Origin of the sequence: Kitasatospora sp. NPDC059817 (assembly GCF_042731835.1) — a bacterium.
Classification (GTDB): Bacteria; Actinomycetota; Actinomycetes; order Streptomycetales; family Streptomycetaceae; genus Kitasatospora.
This window is the reverse complement of the sequence record NZ_JBHWIR010000103.1, coordinates 1-26,619: the sequence shown is the minus strand read 5'-3', so window position 1 is coordinate 26,619 and position 26,619 is coordinate 1. Positions and strand designations below refer to the sequence as shown.

21 protein-coding genes and 1 tRNA gene are annotated in these 26,619 nt (G+C 69.9%); 16 read left to right on the top strand and 6 right to left on the bottom strand.

Going from position 1 to position 26,619, the window contains the following annotated elements:
• Positions 1-2,058: 2,058 nt before the first annotated feature.
• The 3 genes from ACFV61_RS21880 (at position 2,059) to ACFV61_RS21870 (ending at position 7,244) form a co-directional block, all read left to right on the top strand.
• A complete protein-coding gene (locus tag ACFV61_RS21880; protein ID WP_380493452.1) occupies positions 2,059-4,320 on the top strand; it encodes an McrB family protein in 2,262 nt (753 codons plus the stop codon).
• Positions 4,317-5,582 (top strand): McrC family protein, encoded by a 1,266-nt coding sequence (locus tag ACFV61_RS21875; RefSeq protein WP_380493450.1) that lies wholly within the window; start codon positions 4,317-4,319, stop codon positions 5,580-5,582. The genes ACFV61_RS21880 and ACFV61_RS21875 overlap by 4 nt, the downstream gene beginning before the upstream one ends.
• Before the next feature lie 579 nt (positions 5,583-6,161).
• The gene (locus tag ACFV61_RS21870) at positions 6,162-7,244 is read left to right on the top strand and encodes an SAVED domain-containing protein (RefSeq protein ID WP_380493448.1); all 1,083 of its coding nucleotides are present in this window, start codon (positions 6,162-6,164) and stop codon (positions 7,242-7,244) included.
• 7 nt (positions 7,245-7,251) lie between these two features.
• Here the strand turns inward: ACFV61_RS21870 and ACFV61_RS21865 are convergent, their stop codons facing one another.
• Together ACFV61_RS21865 and ACFV61_RS21860 are read right to left on the bottom strand one after the other, a co-directional pair.
• Complete coding sequence (locus ACFV61_RS21865; protein WP_380493447.1) at positions 7,252-9,024, bottom strand: ThiF family adenylyltransferase; 1,773 nt, start codon at positions 9,022-9,024, stop codon at positions 7,252-7,254.
• The gene (locus ACFV61_RS21860; protein ID WP_380493445.1) at positions 9,021-10,013 is read right to left on the bottom strand and encodes a cyclic GMP-AMP synthase DncV-like nucleotidyltransferase; all 993 of its coding nucleotides are present in this window, start codon (positions 10,011-10,013) and stop codon (positions 9,021-9,023) included. The genes ACFV61_RS21865 and ACFV61_RS21860 overlap by 4 nt, the downstream gene beginning before the upstream one ends.
• Positions 10,014-10,303: 290 nt before the next feature.
• Between ACFV61_RS21860 and ACFV61_RS21855 the strand changes: the two genes are divergently transcribed.
• The 3 genes from ACFV61_RS21855 (at position 10,304) to ACFV61_RS21845 (ending at position 12,387) form a co-directional block, all read left to right on the top strand.
• Positions 10,304-10,513 (top strand): hypothetical protein, encoded by a 210-nt coding sequence (locus tag ACFV61_RS21855; RefSeq protein WP_380493443.1) that lies wholly within the window; start codon positions 10,304-10,306, stop codon positions 10,511-10,513.
• Positions 10,510-11,316, top strand: coding sequence for a hypothetical protein (locus ACFV61_RS21850; RefSeq protein ID WP_380493442.1), 807 nt, complete (start codon positions 10,510-10,512; stop codon positions 11,314-11,316). The genes ACFV61_RS21855 and ACFV61_RS21850 overlap by 4 nt, the downstream gene beginning before the upstream one ends.
• Positions 11,317-11,451: 135 nt before the next feature.
• On the top strand, positions 11,452-12,387 hold the full coding sequence (locus tag ACFV61_RS21845) for a hypothetical protein (RefSeq protein WP_380493440.1): 936 nt from the start codon (positions 11,452-11,454) through the stop codon (positions 12,385-12,387).
• A gap of 377 nt (positions 12,388-12,764) precedes the next feature.
• Here ACFV61_RS21845 and ACFV61_RS21840 read toward each other — a convergent pair.
• Positions 12,765-12,852, bottom strand: a tRNA-Leu gene (locus tag ACFV61_RS21840).
• 290 nt (positions 12,853-13,142) lie between these two features.
• On the opposite strand from ACFV61_RS21840, the gene ACFV61_RS21835 reads away from it, so the two are divergent.
• The 3 genes from ACFV61_RS21835 to ACFV61_RS21825 all read left to right on the top strand — a co-directional run bounded on the left by ACFV61_RS21835 (position 13,143) and on the right by ACFV61_RS21825 (position 16,182).
• Positions 13,143-14,474 (top strand): M20/M25/M40 family metallo-hydrolase, encoded by a 1,332-nt coding sequence (locus ACFV61_RS21835; protein WP_063346934.1) that lies wholly within the window; start codon positions 13,143-13,145, stop codon positions 14,472-14,474.
• 291 nt (positions 14,475-14,765) lie between these two features.
• Positions 14,766-15,008, top strand: coding sequence for a chaplin (locus ACFV61_RS21830; protein WP_063346933.1), 243 nt, complete (start codon positions 14,766-14,768; stop codon positions 15,006-15,008).
• Between the two features lie 334 nt (positions 15,009-15,342).
• A complete protein-coding gene (locus ACFV61_RS21825) occupies positions 15,343-16,182 on the top strand; it encodes a chaplin (protein WP_244293313.1) in 840 nt (279 codons plus the stop codon).
• 319 nt (positions 16,183-16,501) lie between these two features.
• Here ACFV61_RS21825 and ACFV61_RS21820 read toward each other — a convergent pair whose 3' ends face one another.
• Positions 16,502-16,711: a DUF5703 family protein gene (locus ACFV61_RS21820; protein ID WP_033350848.1), complete on the bottom strand. Its 210-nt coding sequence runs from the start codon at positions 16,709-16,711 to the stop codon at positions 16,502-16,504.
• A 366-nt stretch (positions 16,712-17,077) separates the two neighbouring features.
• Here ACFV61_RS21820 and ACFV61_RS21815 point away from each other — a divergent pair, with 366 nt between their 5' ends.
• A complete protein-coding gene (locus ACFV61_RS21815; RefSeq protein WP_063346931.1) occupies positions 17,078-17,683 on the top strand; it encodes a hypothetical protein in 606 nt (201 codons plus the stop codon).
• A gap of 85 nt (positions 17,684-17,768) precedes the next feature.
• Here the strand turns inward: ACFV61_RS21815 and ACFV61_RS21810 are convergent, their stop codons facing one another.
• The gene (locus tag ACFV61_RS21810) at positions 17,769-19,883 is read right to left on the bottom strand and encodes a helix-hairpin-helix domain-containing protein (protein WP_380493439.1); all 2,115 of its coding nucleotides are present in this window, start codon (positions 19,881-19,883) and stop codon (positions 17,769-17,771) included.
• Between the two features lie 50 nt (positions 19,884-19,933).
• The gene (locus ACFV61_RS21805) at positions 19,934-20,914 is read right to left on the bottom strand and encodes an aldo/keto reductase (RefSeq protein ID WP_380428705.1); all 981 of its coding nucleotides are present in this window, start codon (positions 20,912-20,914) and stop codon (positions 19,934-19,936) included.
• Between the two features lie 251 nt (positions 20,915-21,165).
• On the opposite strand from ACFV61_RS21805, the gene ACFV61_RS21800 reads away from it, so the two are divergent.
• The 6 genes from ACFV61_RS21800 to ACFV61_RS21775 all read left to right on the top strand — a co-directional run bounded on the left by ACFV61_RS21800 (position 21,166) and on the right by ACFV61_RS21775 (position 26,562).
• Positions 21,166-22,212: an LLM class F420-dependent oxidoreductase gene (locus ACFV61_RS21800; protein ID WP_063346928.1), complete on the top strand. Its 1,047-nt coding sequence runs from the start codon at positions 21,166-21,168 to the stop codon at positions 22,210-22,212.
• A gap of 79 nt (positions 22,213-22,291) precedes the next feature.
• Positions 22,292-22,894 carry a recombinase family protein gene (locus ACFV61_RS21795; protein WP_380493437.1) on the top strand — a complete coding sequence of 201 codons (603 nt, stop codon included), beginning with the start codon at positions 22,292-22,294 and terminating at the stop codon, positions 22,892-22,894.
• A gap of 503 nt (positions 22,895-23,397) precedes the next feature.
• Positions 23,398-23,871, top strand: a complete 474-nt coding sequence (locus tag ACFV61_RS21790) for a hypothetical protein (protein WP_380493435.1) — start codon at positions 23,398-23,400, stop codon at positions 23,869-23,871.
• A gap of 799 nt (positions 23,872-24,670) precedes the next feature.
• Complete coding sequence (locus tag ACFV61_RS21785; RefSeq protein WP_380493433.1) at positions 24,671-25,087, top strand: HNH endonuclease; 417 nt, start codon at positions 24,671-24,673, stop codon at positions 25,085-25,087.
• A 114-nt stretch (positions 25,088-25,201) separates the two neighbouring features.
• The gene (locus ACFV61_RS21780) at positions 25,202-25,576 is read left to right on the top strand and encodes a helix-turn-helix transcriptional regulator (protein ID WP_380493432.1); all 375 of its coding nucleotides are present in this window, start codon (positions 25,202-25,204) and stop codon (positions 25,574-25,576) included.
• Between the two features lie 98 nt (positions 25,577-25,674).
• Positions 25,675-26,562, top strand: coding sequence for a P22 phage major capsid protein family protein (locus ACFV61_RS21775; protein ID WP_380493430.1), 888 nt, complete (start codon positions 25,675-25,677; stop codon positions 26,560-26,562).
• Positions 26,563-26,619: the final 57 nt, after the last annotated feature.

The window sequence follows — 26,619 nt, the reverse complement described above, 5'->3', positions numbered from 1 at the left end:
TCGTCATCCGTCAGAACCACTTCGACCGTCGGCCGACCCATACGCGCCATGAGCCCAGCATACTTCTATAGCTTTCCTAAGACTCAGGACACTAGTAGTGCGTGCTGTGGTTCCACCAGGCCTGGGTGCTGTCAGTGCCGCTTTCCCCCGCAGGGGCGGACTCCGCCACGGGGGTGGGCGTCGACACCGGGGTCGAATAGCGGGCCGGGGCCGGCCGTGCGGTGCTGTCCACGCCCGCGTTTGCGAGCGCTACGCCGGTGCCGAGGCTGAACAGCGCGGCTGTCGCCACGCCCACTACTACACGCTTGAGCACGATGGTCCTCCAAGGACTCGAAGAGGTCGGTGCTCACAGGGGACCAGCGGCCAGCAGACGTTTGATCAACGCCTGGCTTCATGTGGCCACCGTGATGGAGCGTCGCTCGTCAAGAACGCACGAGCCCACGTACGCGTCCATGATGGAACGCCGGTTCAGGCTGTCGTCGTCAAAGGTCGTCAACCAGCGCATGGAGTACCCCTGGTGTCCTGCCGCAGCGGAAAAACTCGCTCCGCACCACGGGCGGGGAGCGGACGGCCATGGCGAATGCCGAACTGACGTAGGCGACGGCGGTCTTGTCGGCCAGGTAGGGCGGGTAGACGACCGTGAAGCCGTAGGCCTCCCCCGTCGCGGCGACCGGTGAAGGTGACCGACGACCTGGAGGCGGGGGAGAACCCGGTGGAGGTCTCGGCGAACGTCCGCCACCACTCCCCGGGCTGCACGATGGCCCGGTACGGGCACTCACGTAAGGACGGGGCGCGGCGGCTGGCCGCCTCCGGAGCAGGCCGGCTGGGCCTGTCCGCCCTGGCCCAGGGGCGAGTCCGCCGGCCGGTGGGTCACGCGGTTGGTCACGTGACTGCTGCACCGTGACCGGAAAAGCAAAAGACCCCTGAATCAACAGGGGTCTTGCTGGTGGGTCGTTCAAGAGATCCCCTGGCCAGGGCGGATGCTGAGAGCTGGCCACAGCGTTCCCACCTGATCTTGCCCTAGTTCCCGACCATATGCGCGCGCATCTTCTTTGGGCTCGCTCGTGCGCAACTGTGGCCTCGGAAAGACGTTGGCCAGCGGTAACTATGGAGGGCCGAGCGGTTGACCGGGAGGCCGCTATGACAGCTCAACAGGCGGGGTGGCGGGTGGTACGCCGTCGGCGCGGACGATCGCCGTCCGCTCGGCGGCCGTGTCAGAGCAGCGGCATAGAGTCGCGGTCGCGGCCGGGCGCCTAGCCATCGAAAAGGGGAACGGGCGTGCACGTGCGCATGCGGTCCACGTACACGAAGGACGAGAGGCGGAATCTCGCGTGGGGTCTTCGAACGGTTCTCAGGGAAGGCGGCGCTCCGGGGGTGGAGGTGCTTCTCGCTCAGGGCGATGGAGGAGTCGTGGTCGTGGTTCCTACCCCGCCATACGAAGGGGTAGTCGACCGCTATCGTCGCGCACCCCGCGAGGTACGAAACGCCTGGGTCGACGGAACCGCCTCCGGCGCACAGTGGCGGCTCGAACCGTGAGCCGTGACCCGAGTCCTCCCAGAGCGAGCGATCGCGTCCAGACCTGCCAGATTGGCGAGGACAACCGGCCCTGTGGCTGGCGGGGCACAAGGGAACCTCGTAGAGCGTCCGCGGGCGTGGATGGCGGTCACTGCTCCTTCTTGAAGAAGAATGTGACGTAGTCGTCGTGGATCGTGAGTTCCTCGCCGGGCCACTGGTCGAACACCGGCCTCGATGGCCTCGAGTTCACCCCGCCTCTCTCTTCATGTGCGCGCCGTCGGCTTCGGTGCGGATGATGTACCGGATCCGTGGGCGGCACGGTGTCGCCGGCGTCAGGGCGCCAGGTGCAGCCACCCTATGCGACGGATCCTGGATCTTCGCGGCCGGCCGGGGCAGGCGTATTCGCCGAAGCGTCCTCGTTGCGACGGTCCGCCCCGCCGGTCGTCGGTACCCGAAGAAAGCTGTGTCGCCGTGTCTGGATAACCTTTGGTGCGTGCGCTGTCCAGGATGTCCGCGCGCACATCGACAAGGTGGGGGATCTCCATGGCCACGGCTATCGAGCTGAGCGCGCGTGCCGTCCACGCGGCGCTCGCAGTGCTGAGCAAGACCCCGCCCGGCACCGGTATGCCGTTCCGGCTGGTGTGGGACGGCCTCACGGCCCTCGATCCCGACCTGGAGGCCACCTGGAGCGCCGAATTCCCAGGCATGTACACGTCCATGGCGATGAAGTTGCGCTACGACAGCATCAAGCTCGTCAAGGCCGGCTGGCTGCGCAAGCGCAACCGGGTCTGGACGCTGACCGGCCCGGGCCGTCTGGCGCTCGCCGAGTACACGGACCCCCGGCACCTGTGGTACGTCGCGTCGAAGCTGTACCAGTACTGGTCGGACAGGCGAGGCCGCTTCGACGAAGCGGCCAGGCTGCTCGCGAACGCAGCGGAGAAGGGCGGCTGGATCTACTTCGAGGACCTCGCCCGTTTTTTGGAGCTTGAACCGAACCCGCTGCTCGCCTGGTTGCAGAGCACGCAGCCGCCGGGATGGCACCTGGCGCTGGGCGAGTTCGGCGACGTGCCCTGGCACGAGCTCGGCCTGAAGGAGAGCGAGGTTGAACCCTGGGAGGAAATACTGCACGAAGCCGCTGACGGGGCGGACCGCCGGCAGTGGGCGGGCCGCAGGCTGTCCCCGACAGAGGTGGACGAGCCCGTTGCACCAGCCGCCCGCGAGGTGGCCCAGCCGGCGCCGCCGCGACGGCGGGCATGGTTTGTGCGCGACAGCGCTGGCATGCCGGAAACCGCGGCGAGATGGCGCAAGGACAAGGCGTGCACGCTGACCGCGGACCGACTGTTCGTCCTGACGGCGCAGGACGAACTTCCCGACCTGCAACGCCTGGTCGCGGAGAACTATCCCGACGAACCGGTTCCGGCCCAGGGAAGGCTCGCCGAGGCGCTCGACACGTTCCTGCACGCTGTTCGAAGCGATGACGTGCTCGTAGCCACCGACGGGACGGACATCCTGCTCGGCACCGTGTCCGGCGACGCGGTCATCAGCCCGTACCCGGGTGGCAGCATCCTGACGCGCCCGGTCGCCTGGGCGGACCTCGACAGGACTGCCGATCTGGAAGGCCGCAGCGCGGTAGCCGAGCTGCTGGGCAACCCCTCGGTGCTCCTGGCCGACCTCACGCTGATCCTCGGCGACCTGGAACTCCTCCTCGAGGAGGACCCCGACCAGGAGCCCGCCGGCCTGCGCGACACCAACGGCATCCCCGACGCCACCCAGGCGCTCGCCGACGAGTTGACCCTGCCGGACACCGACTGGCTGCAGACCTGCATCGAACTGCTGCGCAGCCGCCCGCAGCTGATCCTCCAGGGCCCGCCCGGCACCGGCAAGACATTCTCCGCGCTGGCCCTGGCACGCCACCTGACCGGCGGCAAGAGCGCGAACATCAAGCTCGTCCAGTTCCACCCCACTTACTCCTACGAGGACTTCATCGAGGGCTTCCGCCCCCGGGCCGTACCGCTGGCACCGCCGGAGGAGTCGGCCGACAGCCGTGCCAGCAGGCCAACCGCACCAGCCAGCGGCCCGGGACCCGGCGCGCCGCGCGACAGGTCCGCCCGCCAGGCGGACGCGGGATCCGGCATCGCCTTCGACCTGTTGCCTGGCCCGCTGAAGTCCCTCGCCAAGGACGCACGCGGCAAAGCAGACGAGACCTTCGTCCTGGTCATCGACGAGATCAACCGGGGCAACCTCTCGCAGGTCTTCGGCGAGCTCTATTTCCTGCTGGAGTACCGCAACCAGCAGATCGACCTCATGTACGGCTCCGCGTCGGGCGAGCGCTTCCAACTCCCGCGCAACCTGGTGATCATCGGGACGATGAACACCGCCGACCGCTCCATCGCGCTGATGGACACGGCCATGCGCCGGCGCTTCTGGTTCGTCGAACTCCACCCCACCGAGCCTCCGTTCGACACTGTCCTGCGTAAGTGGCTGCGGCACCGCGGCTTTCCCACCGAGGCCGCAGACCTGCTCGACGCGCTCAACGCGCGACTCGCCAAGGCCGACCTGGAGGATCCCGACTTCCGCATCGGACCGGCCTTCCTGATGGACCCCTTGCTGTACTCCCCGCCGAAGGACCCGCAGCGCACGCCGTCCCTGGGCCTGGAGCGCGTGTGGACCTACCAGATCCTGCCGCTACTCAAAGAGCTCCACTGGGCCGACGACACCAACATCGACACCCAGTACGGTCTCGCCGCGCTACGCAGTCAGCTGCGCCGCACGCCCGCGCCCGGCCAGTCGGCCGGCACACCGTGACCACGCCGACCGCCAAGAGCACCCCCGCGGCGACCGTCGACGTGACCGAAGGCGCCGATGCGACCTTGTGGAAGCTGACACCGCCACAGGTCGAGGCCGTGCGCCGGTGCGGTCTGGTCACCATCAGCCCCGCCGGGCAGGGCAGTGACGGGATGTGGAGCATCAAGGCCAAACGCACCGTCGGCGCCGTGCGCCTGGGCACCGGGGCGGACACGGTCCAGCTGCGCATCGCCCCCAAAGTCCCGATCGACCGCCTGCTCCACCTCCTCGCCCACGCCGCCGCCCGCCGCGCCAGATGGAAGCCCGACCCCGTCGACGCCGCCGTGCGCGCGGGCCTGTTCCCGGCCGTCGCATACTGCTTCGCCCGCGCCGCCGAGCACGCCCTGCGCCCAGGAGTACTCCACGGTTACCGGTACACCGAGGCGACGTCCATGGCCCTGCGCGGCCGGCTGCGCGAGTCCGCGCAGGTCCGGCACCGCCCCGGCCAGGCACTGCCCCTGGAGATCAGCTACCACGAGCGCAGCGTGGACATCCCCGAGAACCAGCGCCTGCGCGCGGCAGCGCGCCACCTGGCCCGCCTCCCGTTCGACCTGGGCCCCGCCCTTCGCAGCCGGCTCAAGCGCCTCGACACCCAGCTCGAAGGAGCCACCCTCCACCCGGAAACCGCACGCTTGCCCGTGTGGCACCCGAACCGGCTCAACAGCCGCTACATCCCCGCGCTACGCCTGGCCGACGTGATCCTCGAAGGCTCCTCCTTCGAATACGACCATGGGCAGGGCCGACGCCGTATCCATGTGGACGGCCTGCTCGTCAATATGGAGAAGGTGTACGAGGACTTCGTCGTCGCCACTCTGGGCGCGGTCTTCACCCGGCACCTCGGCGGGCAGGCGCAGGCCCATCCGAGGACCCACTTCCTCGACGACCTGGAACACCATCCGCTCTACCCGGACCTCGTCCACCAACTACCCGACGACCAGGGCGTTCTGGCGCCGGCGGTCATTGTCGACGCCAAGTACCAGGACACGGTGGAAGCGGCGAACCTCTACCAGATGCTGGCCTACTGCACGCGCTTTGGCCTCTCCGAAGGCCACCTGGTCGTGGTGGGCAGGGCCGACGACACCCCCGTGCGCATTCCGCGTCCCGGCGGCGCGCTGCTCATCCACCGCCACGCACTGGACCTGGCGCTGCCGCCGGCCGAACTCACCCACCGGATCGAGGAGCTCGGAAAGAACATCCTCGACCTGCGCGGTCCCAGCCGCTGAGGCGCACCGCTCCCGGACCGGCCGGTCCCCAGAGACGCAGCCCGGCACCAGCCATGACGAACGCCGGCGGCGCCACCACAGCCCTGTGACGCTGTGTCAGAACCCGAGTGCACCGACACTGGCAGGCGCACCCACCAAGCCCTCGCGAACCTCGATGTGGAGCCCCCGGGCATCGGCGGGAACCATGTAGACCGCTTTTCAGAGAGCGCGGGCGATGCTTCCCGGTTGATCTTGAGTCCTTCCCGGATGCGTGTATCTGCACGGACTTGAGCTGAAGTGACTTGCCGTTCAGGTATCCAGAGCACTGGGCAGGCCACCCGCAGCGCGGAGGGAGCGGATCTCGGCCGGCGCCGTATGCTGGCGGCCCGTCGGCGGAGCCTGGGGCCGGCGTGTTGCACCAGCCGTACCGACGCGCGCAGCAGTCGGGCCGGTCGGCCTGAAGCAGGAGACGGTGTGGGGAACAAAGCCCGAGAGCAGGGCGGTGCGCGACGTGCTATCTCGCCGCATGTGCGCCTGGAGGTGTGGGTGCGTAGCGGGGGCAGGTGCGCGATCTGCGGCCGGTACTTGCTCGATGGTGGGATGACTGAGCGCACCCTGAGGCAGGGCGAGTTAGCGCACATCGTCGGGCAGCAGCAGACCGCAGGGTCGCCCCGCGGCAGGCACGACCTGGAGGACCGCGAGACTGCAGACAACCTGATGCTGGTTTGTGCGGATGAGCACGATGAGATCGATGCGGCCGGCACTCTGGACCTCTTCACTGTGGAGCGCCTGCGTCGGATCAAGCGAAACCACGAGGATCGAATTCGCCATGTGACCGGGCTCGGTGATGACCGGGCGACTGTTGTCCTGCGAATGGCGGGCCGGGTGCGGGGCTACGAGGTCGAGCTGACTCGACAGACTGCGGCTACGGCGGTGATCACGTCGGAAGACAGGTTCCCGCTGTTCCTGGAGTCCTATGAGCGCCACGGATTGGAGATAGACCTGCGTCATGTGCCTGGCGAGATGACCGTAGACCGGTGCGGTGTTCCGGATGAGGAGACCGCGAGCGAGGCCTACTACCGGATAGCCACTGCGGTCATCGACGACGTGATCGATCACCAGCTCAACCGTGGAATTGCCCGCGAGAGGGTTGCACATCTGAGCGTGTTCGGATTCGCTCGGCTCCCGCTGCTGGTCTACCTCGGGTCGCGGTTGGACGACACCGTGCCCACCGACATATACCAACGCCATCGTGAGGACCAATCCTGGTCGTGGTCAAAGACCGCGCCAGTGGTCGACTTCGAAGTTCATCTCGATGTGGACCAGCAGCCCTCGCAGGACGCGGTGCTCATGCTGAACCTCTCCGGCACCATCCAGCCCGGCGAGGTACCACCGCACCTTGGCGGGTTGCGCCGATACCGAGTCAGTCCCGTTGGCGCCGCAGCGGCACCGGACATCCTGCGTAGTCGCGCATCCCTGAACAGGTTCGAGCAGGCACTGCGGGCACTGTTCGCGGAGTTGGAAGCGAACGCGAAACAGGTGCGGCGACTGCATGTGCTGCTCGCGGTACCGCTTTCGGCGGGAGTGACCTTGGGGAGAACACGCGACCGGTACGTGCATCCGGTCCTGGTGCTCTACGATCGCACGCCGTGTGGCTACCGCCAGGCCCTGGAAATTTCCTGACGTATGGTCAGAATTGGGATGCTGCCTCCTGATGAGCTACGAAGCGATGGTGGGGTGAACCGGCTGCGTGAGGAAGCGCGACCAAGTGGGTACCCGAGGTGGGTGTCTTCAGGTGCATTCCAAGGAAGGACATGAGCGTTCCGGCTACGGCGGCCAGATCGGCTGAGGACCCGTGGAACGTCGGTACCGAACAGCCGCGCGTGGGCACGAGTTCATCGCCGTCCGGGCTGTCCTGCCACAACGGGTGGTAGAGCTCCAGGGCAGGGTCCGCAAGTACTGCCTGCCCGGCGCTGGCGTCCACGTCGCTCGGGCCTCGGACAGTGCCGGGGGCAGAGACGCTCAGCAGGCCAAGAGTGCCGGTGCGAACGTCGGTGGCCACTTGGGCCAGGACTGGGCGAGGGCCCGTCACAGCAGCCAAGTGGTTCAGGACGTGGCCCATGGCGATGCTGACGGTCGCATCGATGACGACATCAGCCATGGCAAAGGCCGTGTCGTCAAGAGGGGGCAGAATGCCGTCGTTCGCATGAACGACCACAGTGTCGCTGATGGCCCGTAGACGGTCTGCCAGGGCCAGGGCCTTGGGAGCTCCAACATCAGCCTCAACGTAGTTCTGGCGAACCAGCAGTCCACCGGTGACTGTCCCCGGATCGCAGACACTGACCTGCGCCGCACCGGCCCGCACGGCGAACTCCGCCATCCAGGAGCCGAGGCCCCCACAACCCCAGACCTGTACGTGCTTGCCGAAGAACCCGCTGATCGGCGTGCCGTTGTCGCGGCGGGTGGTCACAGCGGGTCGTTCGTCAGACACGGGACACCATTCGATCAGTAGATCAGACCGGATATGAGAGGCATTGAGATTCAGCGCAGTGCCGTGCTCAAGGAGCAAACGGCGCAACCCGTCCGCGACCGGCGCTGGAAGGCGGGGCGTGAGTAGGTGGGGAGGGCCGCCTGCCGGGTGGGGGACCGCTAGCACCAGGTACTGGGGAGAACCCGCAGGGTTGCGGAAAGCGCTGGTTGCCAGTGCTGTCAGGATTGCTGGCGAGTGTGGAGCCACCTGTGAAGACGGGCCGTGCTGCTGAAGGAGGTCAGGAGCGTCCAGGCGGGCCAGTAAGTCGCTCAGGGAGGAGCCTCCGCCGAGCGGTAGTGCAGTTGGCAGAGTAACTACCGGGACTCGCAAGCTGCCGCCCGCCGCTGGTGGCGGGCCGTAGGAGAGATCAAGGCGCTGTCCACCGCGCGCACTTAGGAAGCCGATCTGGATGTGATTGTCGGGCACAGACTCCCGAACCACAATGGTCGGGGTGCCGGGTGTGTGGTGCAATACTCCGCCGACCGCGTGGTACATGGCTGTCGAGGGGTTGAATCGGCCAGCTGCCGCGTCTGTCAGCCAGGACCACAGGCGGTTCAGGAACGCTCGCATGCCCCCGCGCACGGGGTCCCACTCACGTGCGGGGTCCAAGAAGACACAGAGCCGGTGTCCCTGCAAGACGTGTGGGTAGCCGGCGAACCTCAGGTGTGTGACGTCGACGGTGATCGTGGACAACTGTAGGGCCGGCAACGTGAGGACGAACTCCTCCTGGTCCTTCAGGGTCAACCCCCCGTCCGCTCTCGGCAGGGTGCCGGTGTGGAGACGCACGGTCACCGCGACCGAGTCACCCGGACCGCGAACTGGTACCCCCATCAGTCGCAGGGTGCCTGGCTGCTCGGCCGCTGCTTCGCGCAGATCGGCCAGTGCCATCTTCTGCCAGGCTGTCAGCTCGTAGCGGGCCTTCTTGCGACTCACCCGGCGCGACCAGTCCGCGTGGCGGCAGTGGCCGCAGCTGTGGCTGTCGAGAACTTCGCGCTGCTGCTCGCTGCTGCAGGTGCTTTGAAGCCAGCACCGAACACCTCCTGCCACAGTCGCACGCTGGTGTCCTTGTCCTCGGCGTAATAAGCGTCGTGGACTTCTTGGGCGTGCTTGTGGATGCGGTCGCGGAAGTAGGAGTAGGTGCTCTGCTCCCATCGGTGGTCGAAGGTCAGCCCGGAGCCCGAGGGGTCTTGGACCGAGGGCTTGACCGGGTTGGCCTGAAGATAAATGTCCAGGTCACCGATTATGTGCAGAAGTGCGGTGGGGACATCGCGGTAGTAGCCCGGGTCGGCGAGCTTCTTGGAGGCGTTGACCTGGTTTCCGAGCAGCGTCGTGAGGATCACCGAACGTGTCCCCGTGAACGAGCCCTTGTGGTCCCGGAGGAACTTCACCAAGCGGATGACCTTCCGCAGGTTCCCCTGAGCGGTCTCATCCTGGGCGCGCATCCAGGTGCTGAAGCCTTCGGAGTCGGTGTACTCCCAGCAGTCCTCATCGCGGTTGACGATGACCTCCCGCCCATCGGACAACCGTACGGAGGGGACGATGTCGACGTGCATGGAGTTGCTGTATACCAGTCGCACGCATCGGCACTTGCGCGAGTGCGGCATCTCCTTGTAGGTGCTGTGCCGGTGGAGAGCCGCATAAACCTCCTCGATGTAGCTCTTCGGGCTCTGCGACCAATGCGGGTTCTCCGCCATCAGCAGCATCACGTCGGCATCGAACTCCGCATCTGCCACCGGGTTGATGATTGTCCGATGTGCCCACGAGCCCTGCGGGACCTTGCCCAGGATCAGCCCGCCGATCACCTCGTCCGCCTTCAGCGCTCGGTAGATCGCCTCGACTCGCGTGTCGAGCAGGTCGAGCTTGAACTGGCTCAGGTTCACGGTACTGCGCAGGAGTTCGGTGAAATGGTCGGAGAGCTGCATAGTTGTCCTTCCGATCGGCCGCTGCTGGGCTTCGCCTCAGATATCGAGTTGACGGTGTGTTCGGCTGCAGGCGTGGCCGGAACCCACCGTCATGCTCAATCTAGAAGTCCCCACTGACAACAAGGCGAAGTGATGAAGATCCCGGCTTCGTACGTACTCGTCAGGGGCACGACGAACTCCTCCTCGCCGTCGCCGCCGACATTGGCCCCGACGAGTACGCCTTCCGCCCCGCCTACCAGGACCGGGCCAGCAAGCACCTGGCCTCCGACTAGCTCAGCACCCACCCGCGGGTGACCGGACGCGGCACACGACACGTCCTGCAGTCCCAGCGCCTGCGCACCGGCTACATCGTCGAACTCCTCGACAGCGGCCTGCCCCTGAGCGTGGTCCTGCGGGCCGCGGGTGTCACGACCCTGCACAGCCTCTCCCGCTACCCGGGCTTCCTGGCACCCGTCGCCGAAGAGCGCGCTCTCGAGCTGATGCGGGGCGGTGCGGGGTGAGCCGGAGGAAGAGGACCGGCGCCGCACCGCGCCAGGGCTACACGAGCGGCAACCCTCGCCGGCCCTCACCCGACAGCCTCTACGACACCCACGCGGTCACCGTCGATGAAGCCGCTGAGAGCGACAGCGAGAACAGCGCGCCGGGCGAGCACGGGAGCAGCGCGGAAGGCACGGGCGCCGTCGAGACCGGCAAGGCCAACGACCGCATCGTCAAGAAGCTCTTCGACTACGCCAGGTTCGCCGTCGAGGGCAGGCTGCCCAGCAACAAGGGTCGGCCCGGACCCAAGGGCCTGCCGTTCGTCACCGTCCTGACCGGCCTGCTGCTGGCACAGTACGAACGCAAGAGCGCCAACATCGACGACGCCTGGGAGATGCTGTTCTTCCGCCTGCGCGACCCCTCCAAGGACCTGCTGGATGTCCCGCGGATCAACCTCGTCATCCCCGAAGACGCACCGCGAGCCGAGATCGACCGCCTCGGCAACGCCCAGTACTGCACAAGTAAGCGCGTCTACGGATCCTGGGAGCCGATGATCAAGCGACTCGACCCCGCCCCCCACCGGCGCAACAAGTGCCTCACCTTGGCCGAGGCGCAAGCAATCCTGGAAGCTTGGAAGGCCCCCCGAGAACCAGGAGATGATCCGCAACCTCGAAGCCATCGCCCAGAACCTGATCCTCGCCCCCGTCAGGACAGGCTTCGCCAGAGGACTCTTCGAAGACTGGCGCGGCGACGTTGCAGCCGACGACACCCCCGTCCTCTTGCGGGCCAAGCCGGAGAACAAGGACAAGGACCGCGCCTCCATTGAGATCACGGCTGGCTGGTACAAGAAGGGCGGCAGTAGCAAGAAGAAACCCGGGAGCGAGGAAGCCCCACCGCACCGCAGGCTGCGTCCACCGGTACCCGACGCGGGAGAGCCAACCGGGCACGCCGCACCGCCACCATGCAGAACGCCAAGAAGCCGGCGCCGAAGAAGGCAAAGAGGAAAGACAAGAAAGAAGACCTCATCTTCGCCTACAGCCTCATGGCCGCGGTCGCCGGCCATGGCTCCGGCGACCTCGCCGGCCGCTACCCCAACGTCTGCCTCGGCATGATCCTGCGCACCCCCGGCACCGAACCCGGAGTCGCCGCCATTCGCGCGCTGCGCCCCTCTGTCGAGGCTGGCTTCACCACCGGCGTCACCTGCGCAGACCGGGGGATCAGCCAGGCCGCCGAAGAGGACTTCGACGTCCCTCTGCTCGGCATGGACCTGCGGGTCGTCAAGCACTACAACCGCAGCCACATCGACAGGCAGGGCGAGTTCCGCGGGATGCAGCTCAACGGCGGCCAGTTCTACTGCCCCCTCATGCCGCTGCCGCTGGTCACCGCTGGCTCCGCCAACATGGACCCCGACGCCACCGAGGAGCAGCAGCGGCAGGCCCTCGTGCGCATCCTCGACCGCCAGGCCTACGCCACGAAGATCAAGGACCGCGGCCCCAACGGAGACCAGCGCCGGCAGTGCCCCGCCCTGGGCAAGTCCCCGACCGTCACCTGCTACCGGCGCCCCGGCACCAAGCAGTCGTCGACCACGTCGACCTGGACGCACCGCGCGTCCTCAGCCCGGCCTCGCTGCCACAGATTCTCCCACCCGAGGGCGCCGACACCGACTTCCCCACCATCTGCACCCAGCAGAGCGTCACGACCCCGGGTGTCGTCCTCGCCAAGTACCGCCAGGACCACCCGGTCTTCTCGCCCGAATGGCAAGGAGCCTGGTCCGGCCTGCGAAGCCAGAACGAGGGCTATAACGGTCTCCTCAAAAGAGGCTGCTTGGACAGCATCAACGACCCCGACCGCCGACTCTCGCCCGGACGCGTCGCGCAGACGCTCCTCGTCGCGGTGATCATCTGCATCGCTAACCTGCGAGCCATCGAGAAGTTCATCCGCAACCGCGCGTACACCCCCCGCCGACCGCCGCGACCGCGAACCCCGGAAGCGAGCCCTGGGGTGAACACCGTCGAGACCTCCGTCGCCACGCCCCCCGCACTCGAGTGATGCCACCCGGCTAGGGAGCGCGGGACAACGCAAAATGCCTGTGGAGCGATCAAGGATCGCTCCACAGGCATTTTGCGTTCAGCTGGAAGTCGGATCGCACAGGACCACCGCCTCACGACGCTCACCGGAGCCTCGACAAGGCCCGCAACAAGATCCAATATGCGAGGATCAAGATCATCGCGGGATCTCTTGAACGTATAAGGGTCGATCTCTTGAACGACCCACTGGTGTCCGAGGGGGGACTTGAACCCCCACGCCCGATAAAGGGCACTAGCACCTCAAGCTAGCGCGTCTGCCATTCCGCCACCCGGACCGGGTGTTGTCTTTGCGGCTTTCGTTCTCTCGTCGGCCGCGCTGACAGATGTAACTGTAGCAAAGATCGGCTTGGGGTCCCAAAACGGTTCGGGGCGGGGGTGCGGGGGTGGTGGCGGGGGCAAGGGGGAGTGTGTGGCGGGGGCGTGACCAGGGGGTTTCGGGGGTGCGCAGGGGGTGGATCCGGGTCGGGGGCTGGGGGAGGATGGGCGTACGTGCTCGTACGCCCGGGTGCAGGTCCTGGGGGTGGCGCGCTGGTGCGTCGGTGCGGGCCAAAGACGAGGAGTGACCGTGAGCGAGCGGAGCGAGTCGGCGGGGCCGAGGGCGACGGCTGAGTCGGAGGTCGCCGGGATCTGTCGCGATCTGATCCGGATCGACACCAGCAACTACGGGGACGGCTCCGGCCCGGGGGAGCGCAAGGCGGCGGAGTACGTCGCCGAGCAGCTCGCCGAGTTCGGGGTGGAGCCGCAGATCTTCGAGTCGGCCAAGGGGCGGGCCTCGACCGTGGTGCGGATCGAGGGCGAGGACCGTTCCCGCCCGGGCCTGCTGATCCACGGCCACACCGACGTGGTGCCGGCCAACGCCGCGGACTGGACGTACGACCCGTTCGGGGGCGAGATCGCGGACGGCTGCGTGTGGGGGCGCGGCGCGGTCGACATGAAGGACATGGACGCGATGACCCTCGCGGTGGTCCGCGACCGGCTGCGCACCGGCCGCAAGCCCCCGCGCGACCTGGTGCTGGCGTTCGTCGCGGACGAGGAGGCCGGCGGCACGTACGGGGCGCGGTTCCTGGTGGACAAGCACCCGGAGCTGTTCGAGGGCGTGACCGAGGGCATCGGCGAGGTCGGCGGCTTCTCCTTCACGGTCAACGACCAGGTGCGGCTGTACCTGGTGGAGACGGCCGAGAAGGGCATGCACTGGATGCGCCTGACGGTCGAGGGCCGCGCCGGGCACGGCTCGATGGAGAACGACGACAACGCGATCACCGAGCTGTGCGAGGCGGTCGCCCGGCTCGGCCGGCACAAGTTCCCGCTGCGGATCACCAAGACCGTACGAGCGTTCCTGAACGAGCTGTCGGACGCGCTCGGGGTCGAGCTCGACCCGGAGAACATGGACGAGACCCTGCGGGTGCTCGGCGGCATCGCCAAGATGATCGGCACCACGCTGCGCAACACCGCCCAGCCGACCATGCTCGGCGCCGGGTACAAGGTGAACGTGATCCCCGGCCAGGCCACCGCACACGTGGACGGGCGCTTCCTGCCCGGCTACGAGGAGGAGTTCCTGGCGGAGCTGGACAGCGTGCTGGGCCCGCGCGTGAAGCGGGAGAGCCTGCACTCGGACAAGGCGATCGAGACCACCTTCGACGGCGCGCTGGTGGAGGCGATGCAGACGGCGCTGCGGGCGGAGGACCCGATCGCCCGCGCGGTGCCGTACTGCCTGTCGGGCGGGACGGACGCCAAGTCGTTCCAGGACCTCGGGATCCGCTGCTTCGGCTTCGCGCCGCTGCAGCTGCCGCCGGAGCTGGACTTCGCCGGGATGTTCCACGGCGTGGACGAGCGGGTGCCGGTGGACGGGCTGAAGTTCGGCGTCCGGGTGCTGGACCGGTTCCTCGACGCCTGCTGAGCGTTGCCTGCCGAGCGTTGCCTGCCGAGCGGCTTGGGCTGAGCTCCTTGGGCGGACGGCCCGTTCCCGGAGTGCCGGGGGCGGGCCGTCCGCATTGTCCGAGCTAATGATTTGGGACAGGGCGAAGGAGATCAACAGAAACGATCCTGCAAGGAAATGCGGATCGAGCGTGCGTGCGAGACGTCACCGTTGCGAGTGAATGGCAAATCTGTTCCGTACCCCGTTTGCCACACCCTCGTTCATTCCTGTGCAACCCGCCGAACGGGTTGCGTTGTCCATACAGGAGGAATGATGAAGGTCAAGAAGATCGCCGCTGTTGCCGCCGCCACCGGTGGCCTGGTGATCGCCGCCGCCGGTGTCGCGTCCGCTCACGGTGGCGCCGCCGCCGAGGGTGTGGCCGCCGGCTCCCCGGGTGTCGTCGCCGGCAACCAGGTGCAGATCCCGGTGCACGTCCCGGTCAACCTGTGCGGCAACACCGTCAGCGTGATCGGTGTGCTGAACCCGGCGTTCGGCAACCACTGCGCCAACTTCTGAGTCACGCTCCGAGCTGCTGAGGCTCGTTGAGCCGACTCATTCGACCCCCGGGTGGCGGACGCGCCGCCCGGGGGTCGCTTGCATGCGGGGTGCGAGTGCGGGGTGCGGAGAGGTGAACAAGGGGGCAATCGCTCGATCGGGTGAAGCTGGTTCGTTCGGCTCAACCTGCCCGCCGTCCTCTCGTTAACTCCTGTGCAGTCGAAGACCTTGCCGGATATCCGGATATACGGAAATTCCGACTTTCGGAAGGCGTTTGCGTCAAGGTCGTCACGTCGTTCTCGATACGTCAGGGGAAAAAATGAGGAATGTAGCCAAGAAGGGGATCCTCACGGTCGTGGCCACCGGCAGTGTCCTGGCCTCGACCGCCGGCTACGCCTACGCGGGTGCCGAGGCCCAGGGAGGTGCCGCCGGCTCGGCGGGCGTCGCCTCCGGGAACTCGGTGCAGGTGCCGGTCGAGGTGCCGATCAACGCCTGCGGCAACACCGTCGACGTGATCGGCGTGCTGAACCCGTCCTACGGCAACCGTTGCGCCAACGCCAGCGGCCACCCCGAGGCCGCGAAGCCGGGCGGCTCCCACGTGGGCTCCGGCTCCCACACCGGCTCCGGTTCCCACGCAGGCTCCGGGGCCAACGGCGGCACCGGCCGGGGCTCCTCCGCCTCGGGTGCGTCCGCCTCCGGCGTCGCCGCCAACTCGCCCGGCGTGGTCTCCGGCAACAGCATCCAGGCCCCCGTGCACGTCCCGGTCAACGCCTGCGGCAACTCCGTCGACGTGGTCGGCGTCGGGAACCCCGCCTTCGGCAACGACTGCGCCAACGTCGCGCAGCCCGCCCCGGCGCCGAAGCCGGCCGACGACTGCCCCGAGAAGCACAGCCCGTCCATCCCGCCGCAGGCCGGCGGAGAGGTCCCGGGCAACCCGCGCAACGGCGGCCCGTCCGCCACCCCCGAGGCCGGCGCACACTCGGCCCCCGCCGTCGCGCCGGTCGCGAGCGGCCAGGTCGCCCCGGTCGCGGCCCGCGCCGTCGCCCCGGCCGTCGCCTCCTCGCCGAGCGGCGCCGTCGGCAGCCAGCTGGCCTCCACCGGCGCCGGTGACGTCGAACTGCTCGGCGCCGCCGGCCTCGCTCTGCTGCTCGGTGGCGGCGTGCTCTACCGCCGCGCCCGCGCCGGCGCCCGCTGAGCCGTCGGTAGGCCACACCCCGCGGCGCCGCACCCCAGCGGCGCTGCCGGAGCACGACGCCGGAGCGTGACGCGCCCGCGGCCGCCTGGAGGTACGGGCGGCCGCGGGCAAGCGGAGGCCCGGGGTGAAAGCCCGTACGAAGGCCTGACGGTGACGTGAAGCCCCGGTCCGAAAGCCCGGCGTGAAATCCCCACCGCGACGGGCGCGTTCCCGGGCCCGAAGCTCCCCGACCCGGCCGCCTCCCGCCCGGGCCTTCCCCGCCCAGGCGCCCCGCCCGTCCACCCCCGCCGCGGCGGGTGGGCTCAGACGTGCTCGCCCGTCACCAGCTCCGGACCTGCCGGATGATCCGCCGCTTCAGCCGGACCGTCCGGCTCCCGTCGGGGAACAGCCGCAGCCGGTCGAGCTCCCAGTGCCCGTACTCGGCGTGCTCGGTGAGCAGTTGGCGTGCCGCGTTGCGCGTGGTGCCGCGCGGCATGCGCAGCGACTGGTACTCGTACTCCGGTTGCCGGACCGGCTTCGGTGGGGTCAAAACGCTCCTCCTGAGAATCACCTGCACGCAAGCCTACGACCTGCCTCGGACAGTCGGCCCGGGTATTTCCGGACGTCCTCCCGGACGTCCGTCCGACCCGGCAGGACGCCCCGGACCGGCCGGGGCGCGCCAGCTCGCCTGACAGTGCATCAGTTCCGTTGTTCCTCCGGACGGGATACCCCGATCCCGGCGCGCGAAGCGGCACCCGATCGGCCCCGCGCGGCCCGGCTGCACGCCCTTCGCGCCGGGCATGCGCGGGGACAGAACCACGCGGATCGGACATCAGGGGGGAAGTTGCGGTGAAATCGCGGGTGTAGGTGACAACCGCTGTGCGTACCGACACCGCGGGGAGATAGCGTCTGCACCATGTCTGATGCCGCGCAGCCAACCATTGCCGAGGTACGCGCCGCCGCCGAGGCGGTCAAGGCCGCCATCGACCGTCATCTGGAAGCGGTGTCAAGCCCCAGCGCAGCGGATGATCCCGCTGTGTCCGCCGCCTACGAGCAGCTCGCGACGGCGGCCATCGCCTACGACCAGATCCTCTACGAGGTCTACGACGAGGTCACCCCCTTCGAGATCCCCGGGGACGAGGGTCCGGGCGGCTACCACGGCCCCGAACAGCCGGAGGCGATCAGCGTGCTGATCCGCCGCGACTACCACGTCGCCGACCCCAAGCGGCTGCGCGCCCAGGCCGAGCGGCTCGACGAGTCGCTGACCCCCGGCGGGGGCGGTACCAGCGGGGTGAACGCCGCGATCGGCGTGCTGTTCGGCGAGTACGAGCCGGACGAGATCGCCGCCCGCAGCGAGGAGTTCGGCCTGGAGGAGGCGGACTCGACGCTCTGGGTCGCGGCGGCGGAGCCGACCGAGCCGGGGGAGTGGCTGCCGGAACCCTTCGAGCACGCCGACCCGCAGATGCTGATCTGCCGGTTCGACGTGAGCGAGGTCTACGACGACGAGGACCCCGACGACTGAACCGTTCGTCGTGCAGACACCCGGAGGGCGGGCCCCACCTGTAGGGGGCCCGCCCTCCGCGCGTTCCGCCAACCGCCGGACAGGGCTAGTACGCCGAGGCGGCGTTCTCGGCGAGGATCGCCCGCAGCCGGGTGGTGCGCGGCTGCGCCGGGCGCTCGGTGACGGCCTGGGCGAGCGCCGGGCCCGCCGCGTGCACCACGGACAGGTGCCGCTCGCCGCGGCCGAAGGCGGTGTAGACCCACTGCCGGGTGAGCGCCGGGCCGGCGTCCTCCGGGAGCACCACGACCGCGCCCGGCCAGCGGCGGCCGAGTGCCTGGTGGACGGTCAGCGCCCAGCCGTGCCGCAGCCGTGCCGCCTGGGCGGGCGGGACGGTCCGGCGCGAGCCGTCCGCGTACGCCAGGTGCAGGCCGGTGGCGTCGCCGTCCAGCACCCGGGCCGGGCGGGTGACGCCGGGGGCCGGGGAGTCGACCACCCGGTCGCCCGGGTCGAAGCCGCCGAACCGGCCGGGCCCCGGGTTGAGCCGGGCCTTCGCGGCGGCGTTCAGCGCCCGGGTGCCCGCCGGCCCGCCGTGGCCGGGGGTGAGCAGCACCACCTGCTCGGCGGGGATGCCGAGGGCGCGGGGGATGGAGTCGGTGAGCAGCTGGAGGGCGCGGTGGACGGCTTCGCCGCCGTCCTTCGCGGTCAGGATGACCACCTCCTTGTCCGGCGCCTCGACGGGCTGGAGCTCGCCGATGCCGACGCCGGAGACCAGCTCGCCGATCGGGCCGAAGTCCGGGGTGCGGGAGGCGACCGCCGGGCAGACCCTGGCGGCCAGCAGGTCGGCGAAGAACCGGCCGGGGCCGGCCGACCAGAGCTGGCCGGGGTCGCCGCTGAGCACCAGCCGGGTGCCGTCGGCGAGCGACTCCAGGACGGTGGCGGCCAGTTCGACGTCCAGCAGCGGGGCGTCGAGGACGACCAGGACGTCCAGGGCGAGCGTGCCGTCAGCGGCGCGGCCCGGCCCGGCGGCGCCGGAGAGCAGGTCGGCCAGGGTGATCACGGCGGCCGGGGTGTCGGTGAGCGCGGCGAAGGACTCCCGGCCCTGGTCGGTCCAGGTGGCGGCCCAGACCCGCAGCCCGAGGCCGCCGGCAGCGGCCAGCAGCGCGGCGGGTTCGGCGCGGGCGGCCTCGCCGCCGGTGTGCAGCACCAGGGCGCTGTCGGCGACGGCCTGGATCAGGGCGGTCGCGGAGGAGGACGGCGCGGCCTCGCCGGCAGCCGCCCACGCGGTCGGGCCGGGCGCGGCGGGGGCCTGCGGAGCGTCCTCCACCGTGGCCTCTGCTGTGGCCTCCACCGTGTCCTCCGCCGTGTCCTCCTCCGCCGGATCCTCCGCCTCCCCCGCCACCGCGTCCTCGTCGCCCGGCTCCGGGTCCTCGCCCGGCACGAAGGTCGACATCAGCCGGACCAGCCCGTCCGCGAGGCTCTCCTCGGCCAGCGCGAGTCGCTCCAGGGCGAGCAGCGTCCGGGTCGGCGGCTCCTCGTCCTCGTCGCCGCCCGCCGCGTGCGCCTCGGGGCCGGTCAGTTCCTCCTGGAACGGCATCGCGCGCCCGTCCAGGACGGCGGCCTGGATCGCTGCGGCCGAGTCCGGCAGCCCGTGGCGGTCGAGCCCGGCCGCGATCTCGGCGACCTCGACGGCGGAGTGGCCGCGCAGCGCCGCCTGCTCCAGCAGCCACGGCACCAGCGCCTGGGCGCGGCGCGGGTCACCGGGGCCGGCGGCGGGGCCGAGCAGGCCGCGGGCGAAGCCGTCCGCGTGCTCGGGGCGGACGCCGGGCAGGGACAGCACGGCCCACGGGTCGGAGCGCAGCTGTTCGGCGGCGCCGTCGCCGAACTCGGCCACCGCGGCGGCCGCGAGATCGGCCGGGGCGCCCCCGGCGGTCAGTACCTCGGCGGTGTCCTTGAGCGCCTGGGCGCGCTGCTGGTCGGGCTGCGCGGAAGCCGGGGACGGGGTCGGGGCCTTGGCGCCCTGGCCGTCCTTGACGTCCTTGGCGTGCTCGGGAGCCGCGGCGCGGCCCTCGCCCTCCAGCGGTGCGGCCTGCGGGCCGACGCTGCGGATCCGCTGCGCCAGCTCGGCGATCGCCGCCGCCTTCTCCGCCGGGCTGGCTGACTGCGCCGGGCTCACCGAGACTGCCGAGGTCTCCTCCGGAGCGCCGTTCTCCGTGTCACTCATCGTCCGCTCCAAGGGTCACTCCACTGCGTGTTTCAGCTGAACGAGGGGGGCTACAGCTCGCTCCACCCCTGGTCCGGGTAGCGGTGCACCGGTGACGAGATGTCGTCCAGCGCACCACGGATCTCACCCGGTAGCGTAAGCGCCTCCACTGACAGCGCCGCCTGCAGCTGTGCCACCGTACGGGCCCCGACCAGCGCGCTCGCCACTCCGGGCCGGTCCCGGACCCAGGCGAGGGCGACCGCGAGCGGGCTGCTGGCGAGGCCGTCGGCGGCCGTGGCGACGGCGTCGACGATCCGCCGCGAGCGCTCCCCGAGGTATGGCTGGACGAACCCGGACAGGTACGGCGAGGCGCCGCGCGAGTCCTGCGGGACGCCGTGCCGGTACTTGCCGGTGAGCACCCCGCGCCCGAGCGGCGAGGAGGCGAGCAGCCCGACCCCGGCGTCCGCCGCGGCGGGCAGCGCCTCGCGCTCGATGCCGCGCTGGAGCAGCGAGTACTCCAGCTGGGCCCCGGCCAGCGGGGTCCGCCCGTGGTGGGCGCGCTGCCAGGTGGCGGCCTTGGCGAGCTGCCAGCCGCTGAAGTCGCAGACCCCGACGTACCGGGCGCGCCCGGAGGAGACGGCGATGTCGAGGGCGCTGAGCGTCTCCTCGACGGGCGTCATGGGGTCGAAGGAGTGCACCTGCCACAGGTCGACGTAGTCGGTGCCGAGCCGGCGCAGCGAGGCGTCGAGGGCGGCGAGGAGGTGGCCGCGGGAGCCGTCGAAGCGGCGGGCGGACTCCGGCACGCTGCCGGCCTTGGTGGCGATGACGAGTTCGGAGCGGGGGACGAGGCTGTCGGTGAGCCGGGAGATCAGGTATTCGGCGCCGCCGTCGGCGTACACGTCGGCGGTGTCGAGCAGGGTCCCGCCGGCGTCGACGAACTCCTTGAGCTGCTCGGCGGCCTCGTGTTCGTCGGTGTCGCGGCCCCAGGTCATGGTGCCGAGGCCGAGCCGCGAGACCTGGAGACCGGTACGGCCGAGGTGACGCTTTTCCATCGGGCGGGCCCTCCACTGGCCGGTGGCACCGGGCGCCCCGGTAGCCCTGAGAACGCGCAGGTGGGGAGAGCGCTCCCCACGTCGGCTGAGCGTAGCGGCCGGTGTCCGGGCAGGGGTGGCGACCCGCAGAACGATCACCGGGCCCGGGCGACGGCGGGTGTGACCCAGACCACCACTACCGGTCAGTAGCATGACCGGCGAGTGCGCGGCTACCCTCGCCACCAACCCTCACCGACTGGAAGGTTCGGCACATGCGACTCGGAATCAACCTCGGCTACTGGGGTCTCGGCATGGACGCCGACAACATCGCCGTGGCCCAGGAGGCGGACCGGCTCGGCTACTCGGTGTGCTGGGCGGCCGAGGCGTACGGCTCGGACGCCGCGACGGTGCTGAGCTTCGTCGCCGCGAAGACCGAGCGGATCGACGTCGGTTCGGCCATCTTCCAGATCCCCGCCCGCACCCCGGCGATGACCGCGATGACCGCGGCGACCCTGGACACCCTGTCCGGCGGCCGTTTCCGGCTCGGCCTCGGCGTCTCCGGCCCGCAGGTCTCCGAGGGCTGGTACGGGGTGAAGTTCGACAAGCCGCTCGCCCGCACCCGCGAGTACGTGGAGATCATCCGCAAGGCGATGTCCCGCGAGCGACTGGTCCACGAGGGCGCGCACTGGACGCTGCCGCTGCCCGGCGGCCCCGGCAAGCCGATCAAGCTCACCGTGCACCCGGTGCGCGAGCACATCCCGCTGTACATCGCCGCGATCGGCCCGAAGAACCTGGAGCAGACCGGCGAGATCGCCGACGGCTGGCTCGGCATCTTCTTCTCGCCCGAGCACGCCGCGCTCTCCCTCGACCCGCTGAAGGCCGGCCGCGCCAAGGCGGGGCAGAGCCTGGACGGCTTCGACCTCTGCCCGACCGTCACCATCGCGGTCGGCGAGGACATCAAGGCGGGCGTCGACTCCCAGCGCTCCTACGCCGCGCTGTACATCGGCGGCATGGGCAGCAAGGAGAAGAACTTCTACAACCAGCTCGCCCGGCGGATGGGCTACGAGCAGGCCGCCGACGAGATCCAGGAGAAGTACCTGGCCAAGGACTACGCGGGCGCCGCGGCCGCCGTCCCGCACGACCTGATCGACGCCACCTCGCTGATCGGCGACACCGCCCGGATCGCCGACCGGATGCAGGCCTACGCCGACGCGGGCGTCACCACGCTCACCCTGGCCCCGTCCGGCTTCACCCTGGACGAGCGGATCCAGGCGCTGCGCACCGGCGTCGAGGCCCTGGAACTGGCCGGGCTCGCCTAGCAGCGGGCATCCCTGGGGGCCCGGGTTCGCCCGTTCAGCGGCGCGAGCCGCCCCGGCCCCTGGGGAACACATGCCCACTATGACCAGCACCAATGACGCGCCCGTGACGCCGTACGACGGCTGCGGGCGCTGTCTGCTCGGCGTTCGCCGACTCTCCCGCGTGCAGGCGGCTACCAGCTCACCGGCACGGCAGCGGGACGCGATCCTCGACTCGGCCGAGCGAGCCGGAGGGCACGTCATCGGGTGGGCGGACGACTGGGAGGTGTCCGGCGCGTCCGACCCGCTCACGCGTCCGAAGCTGGGGCCGTGGCTCAAGGCCCAGCGCGGGCCCTATGACGGACTTGCGGCGTCCGCCGTGGATCGCCTCGGGCGTGACGTCCTGGAGGGGCTGCGGCTCGCCAGGGAGACCAACGCGGGCCGTCTCCTCCTCACCGCTGATCACCCCGGCTTCTGGGACCTGGACGACCCGAGCCAGGAGATCGAGTTCAACGCGAAGCTGTTCGGCGCGCAGATCGAGCACCGGAACATCCGGACACGGAACCGGGACCCGCGCGGTACAGGCCCGTTCGGCGGGGGAGGTCGCGGGGCGGCCCGCGTACGGGTTTGTGCACGTGCGCCTCGCCCACGGCGGGAAGGTGGACCACACGGAGAACGAGCCGGAGTCGGAGGCCGTGGCCCGTGAGTTCGCCCGTCGTCTGCTGACCGACGGCACCGGCCGCATCACCGTGGACACCGAGGCCGCCCGGTTGACCCGTGCGGGGGTCCTCTCGCCCTCGGGCTGGTCGCGGGTGATGTACGGCAAGGAATCGATCGGTGGCCGGTGGACCGGCAACGTGATCAAGCGCATCTGCCTCTCCGACGCCTCGCTGGGCTACCTCGCGCACAAGGGGAAGGCCGTCCTGGGGCCGGACGGCCACCCCGTCCGCATCGCTCCCGGGCTCTGGGACCGGGCCACCCAGACATCGCTGACGAAGAAGCTCACGAAGGCTCCGGCAGGTCCCCGCGCGGCCAAGGGGGAGTTGTTGCTGTCCGGCGGGTCGTTCTGCGGGATCTGCTCCGTACGGCTGTATAGGAGCACGACGACCCACAAGAGCGGAGTTGTTCCGGCAATGAGCCTGCAAGGCCCGTACAGAGGGCCTGAAGGGCTCGGAGGAGTGTCCGCAGCCCGTCGCTCCGCTCGCCGAGATGGACGAGATCGTGGAGCGGCGGTTCCTCGCCGACTTCGGCCCCGCCGAGTTCTCGGAACGGGTGTGGGAACCGGGCAACGGTGTGGCCCAGCGTGTCGCCGACCTGACGGCCGACCGCAAGCGGCTGCGCGACGATCGCGCGGCGGGCCTGTACGACTCCCCGGACGATGCCGAGTGGTTCCGCCGGGAGTACGCCCGGATGGGCCGGGAACTGGAGACGGCGAAGGCGACGCCCGAGAAGCCGGCGGGCTGGTACTCGGTACCGACCGGCCGCAGGGTCGCGGACGAGTGGCGGGCCGGGGACACCGTGGCTCGGCGGGAGTTGCTGGAGGCTTTCAGCGTTCGGGTGCTGCTGTTCCCGGCGCGGGGCCCGCTCAAGCGAGACCCCCGGATCGAGGTCACGATCGTTGACCCGAAGGCCGAGGAACTGGCCGATGTGCTGGAAGCGGCCATGGCTCCCGACACGCCCTGACCCTGCTACTGCGAGTTCCTGGGTTCTCTCGATCCTGTGGAGGGCCCGAGGGCGTTCGCAGACCACGGGTGCACCCACCTTGGTCGTTAACTGGCCCGGCTTAATACATGTGAGGGAAGCTCCTGTGACTGTGAGGGGCGGGTGTTAACCGGCCACCCTGAATATGTGTGGGCCCACCTACGGCCTGTGAGACCCCGGCAGCGTGCCGGGGTCTCTTGCTTTTGCCTCGGGATTCGTCTGAGGGCGAGAGGGACGGTTGCGTCCCGCCTGTTCATGATCACCGCGTTTCGTCGGGGGGAGGGGGCCGGACATGGAGACCGCCACAGCCGTGTGCCGGGTGTGCGGAGTGCGGCCCCGGGCCCGGGACGGCCCGCAGCCGGTCTGCGCGGACGACCGCTGCCGCAGGGCGTACGCCCTGGCGCAGGAGTCGCAGCGCGCGGCTCTCCGGGAGTTTGTGGCTCCTGTGCTGTGCGGCGAGTGCGGCGCGCCTTCGGGCAAGCGGCCTGCCCACGCCGGGCAGGTCGTCTACTGCGAGCCGTGTACGGCCGATCGCAGGCAGCGCCGCCGCGAGGACGCGCGCCGCGCCGAGCTGCTGGAACGCTCCAGATTGGGACCCCGGCCGTGCGGCAACCTCCGGTGCACGGGCGTCGTGGATGCGCTGGCGGACCCTCGCAGACGCTACTGCTCCGACAAGTGTTCCCGCGCGGCCGAGCACGCCCGCCGCAAGACCAGGCAGGCCGGGAAGGACCGCGACGAGAAGCCCCGCCCATGCCGACGCTGCCGCTTCCGCCGGGAGGTGATGGCGTTCCCAGACGGCGTCTGCCAAGCCTGCCAGGCCGAGCAGCGCCGCCGCCTCAAGGACCGCAAGGAGTCGATCCGGCGGAAGGTGTCCGAGCGCCACGGAGACCGGTGCGCGTACTGCCCGCCCGACCTGGCCACGCCGGGCGAAGTCCTCGACCACGTCACACCGGTGGCGCGCGGCGGGCTCACGGAGATCGCCAATCTGCGCTGGGCCTGCCGGGACTGCAACACCGACAAGGGCGACATGCTGCTGACCGAGTGGATCTCACCCCGCGAACGCCTGACCCCACCTCAGATTAGGGGGGATGTCGTGACGTGCGTAAACCCCCCCGACCCCCTGACCCCAGGGAGGGGGCCGCACCCCACCCTGGGCCCGCCGAGCCCCTTGCCGCAGCGGGCCGAGCCCCACCCATAGCCCTGACCATGATCACCAATTCTGGGGCGGATGAGGCCGCCAGCGTGCCGTTTCACCCCGAGCCCCCTGGTGATCATGAATCCCGCCATCCGACCGAATGAAGGACCCCCAACCGTGATCCACCCGTTCTCCCTCGCTGCCCGCCGCAAGGCCCTGGACCTGTCCGTGGCCGAGGTCGCCGATCGCGTCGGCGTCCACGTCGCCACCGTCTACGCCTGGGAGGCCGAGGACAAGACCCCGACCCCCGCGCACTACCTCACGTGGTGCAACGCGCTCGGTCTGACCTACCGAGACGTGGTCAACCACGAAGCGTGGGAGGCCAACCCGGACGCCGAGTTCCTGTTCCTCTCCACCCTGCTGCGCCTGCGCCGCACGGGGGACCAGTACTTCATGAGCGGTGAAGCGAAGCTGTTCCGCGCCCCCGGCGGCTACCAGCCGCCGACCGCCGCCGAGCTGTTCGCCGAGGCCCCCGCCGTTTCGGCCGGCTGACCGCCCCGACACCCGAACTACCCATCCCCGTGCCGCAGATGGCCGGGGCTTTCGCGTTCCCGCCGCAGCGGCGGGAACTCCAGGAAAGGCGCCACCCCATGACCAGCAACACCTTCGAGATCACCGACGTCGTGGCCGTGAGCCTGGCGCTGATGCGCTCGAACTCCGTGCTCGGCGAGTGCGTGATGCGCGACGCCGAAGCCGCGTTCACCGGCGGCCGGGGCGACTCGGTGCGAGTGCGTACCCCCAAGCGCCGCGTGGCCCAGAACTTCAACGGCACCACCGTCTACACCAAGGTGGAAGAGGGCCACGTGCAGGTGAAGCTGACCGACGAGCCGACCGACGCCGCAGCCTTCACCACCAAGGACATGACGCTCAACATCGAGAGCTTCGGCGAGCAGGTCCTCAAGCCCCAGATGGACGCTGTCTCGACCTACGTTGAGAAGTCCGCCGCCGCCCTGCTCAACGCCGTCAGCAAGGCCGCCGGAGCCCGCGTCATCAAGGCCGACGCCAAGCCGGGCGAGCCGGGGCATGTCGTGAAGATGCTGACCGCCGCAGCAGCCGACTTCACCCGCCGCGAGATCCCCGCCACCGATCGCTTCCTGGCCATCGGCCCGGACGTGCAGAACATCCTCCTGGACGTCGAACAGCTCCAGAAGGTCAACGAGGCCGGAGACTCCCACGCGCTGCGCAACGCGACCATGGGTGAGCTGTTCGGCTTCCGCGTGGTCGTCTCCCCGCACCTGGACGGCGCGGTGGCCTTCCACAAGACCGCGTTCGCCCTCGCGGTGCGCGCCCCCAGCGAGGTGCAGGGCGGAGCACGCTCGGTGTCCTCCGCCGACAACGGTTACGCGCTGCGCGTGACCATGGACTTCGACCCGTCCGTGAAGTCCGAGGTGTCCATCGTGGACACCCTGTGCGGCGTGGCCACCATCGACCCGGCCCGCGCCATCGCCTTCACGGTCACCCCGCCCGCCAAGGCGTGACCGGCACGGCCCGGGGGCCCAAATCCAGAGAGGAAATTGGCGCCCGGGGGGGCGTGG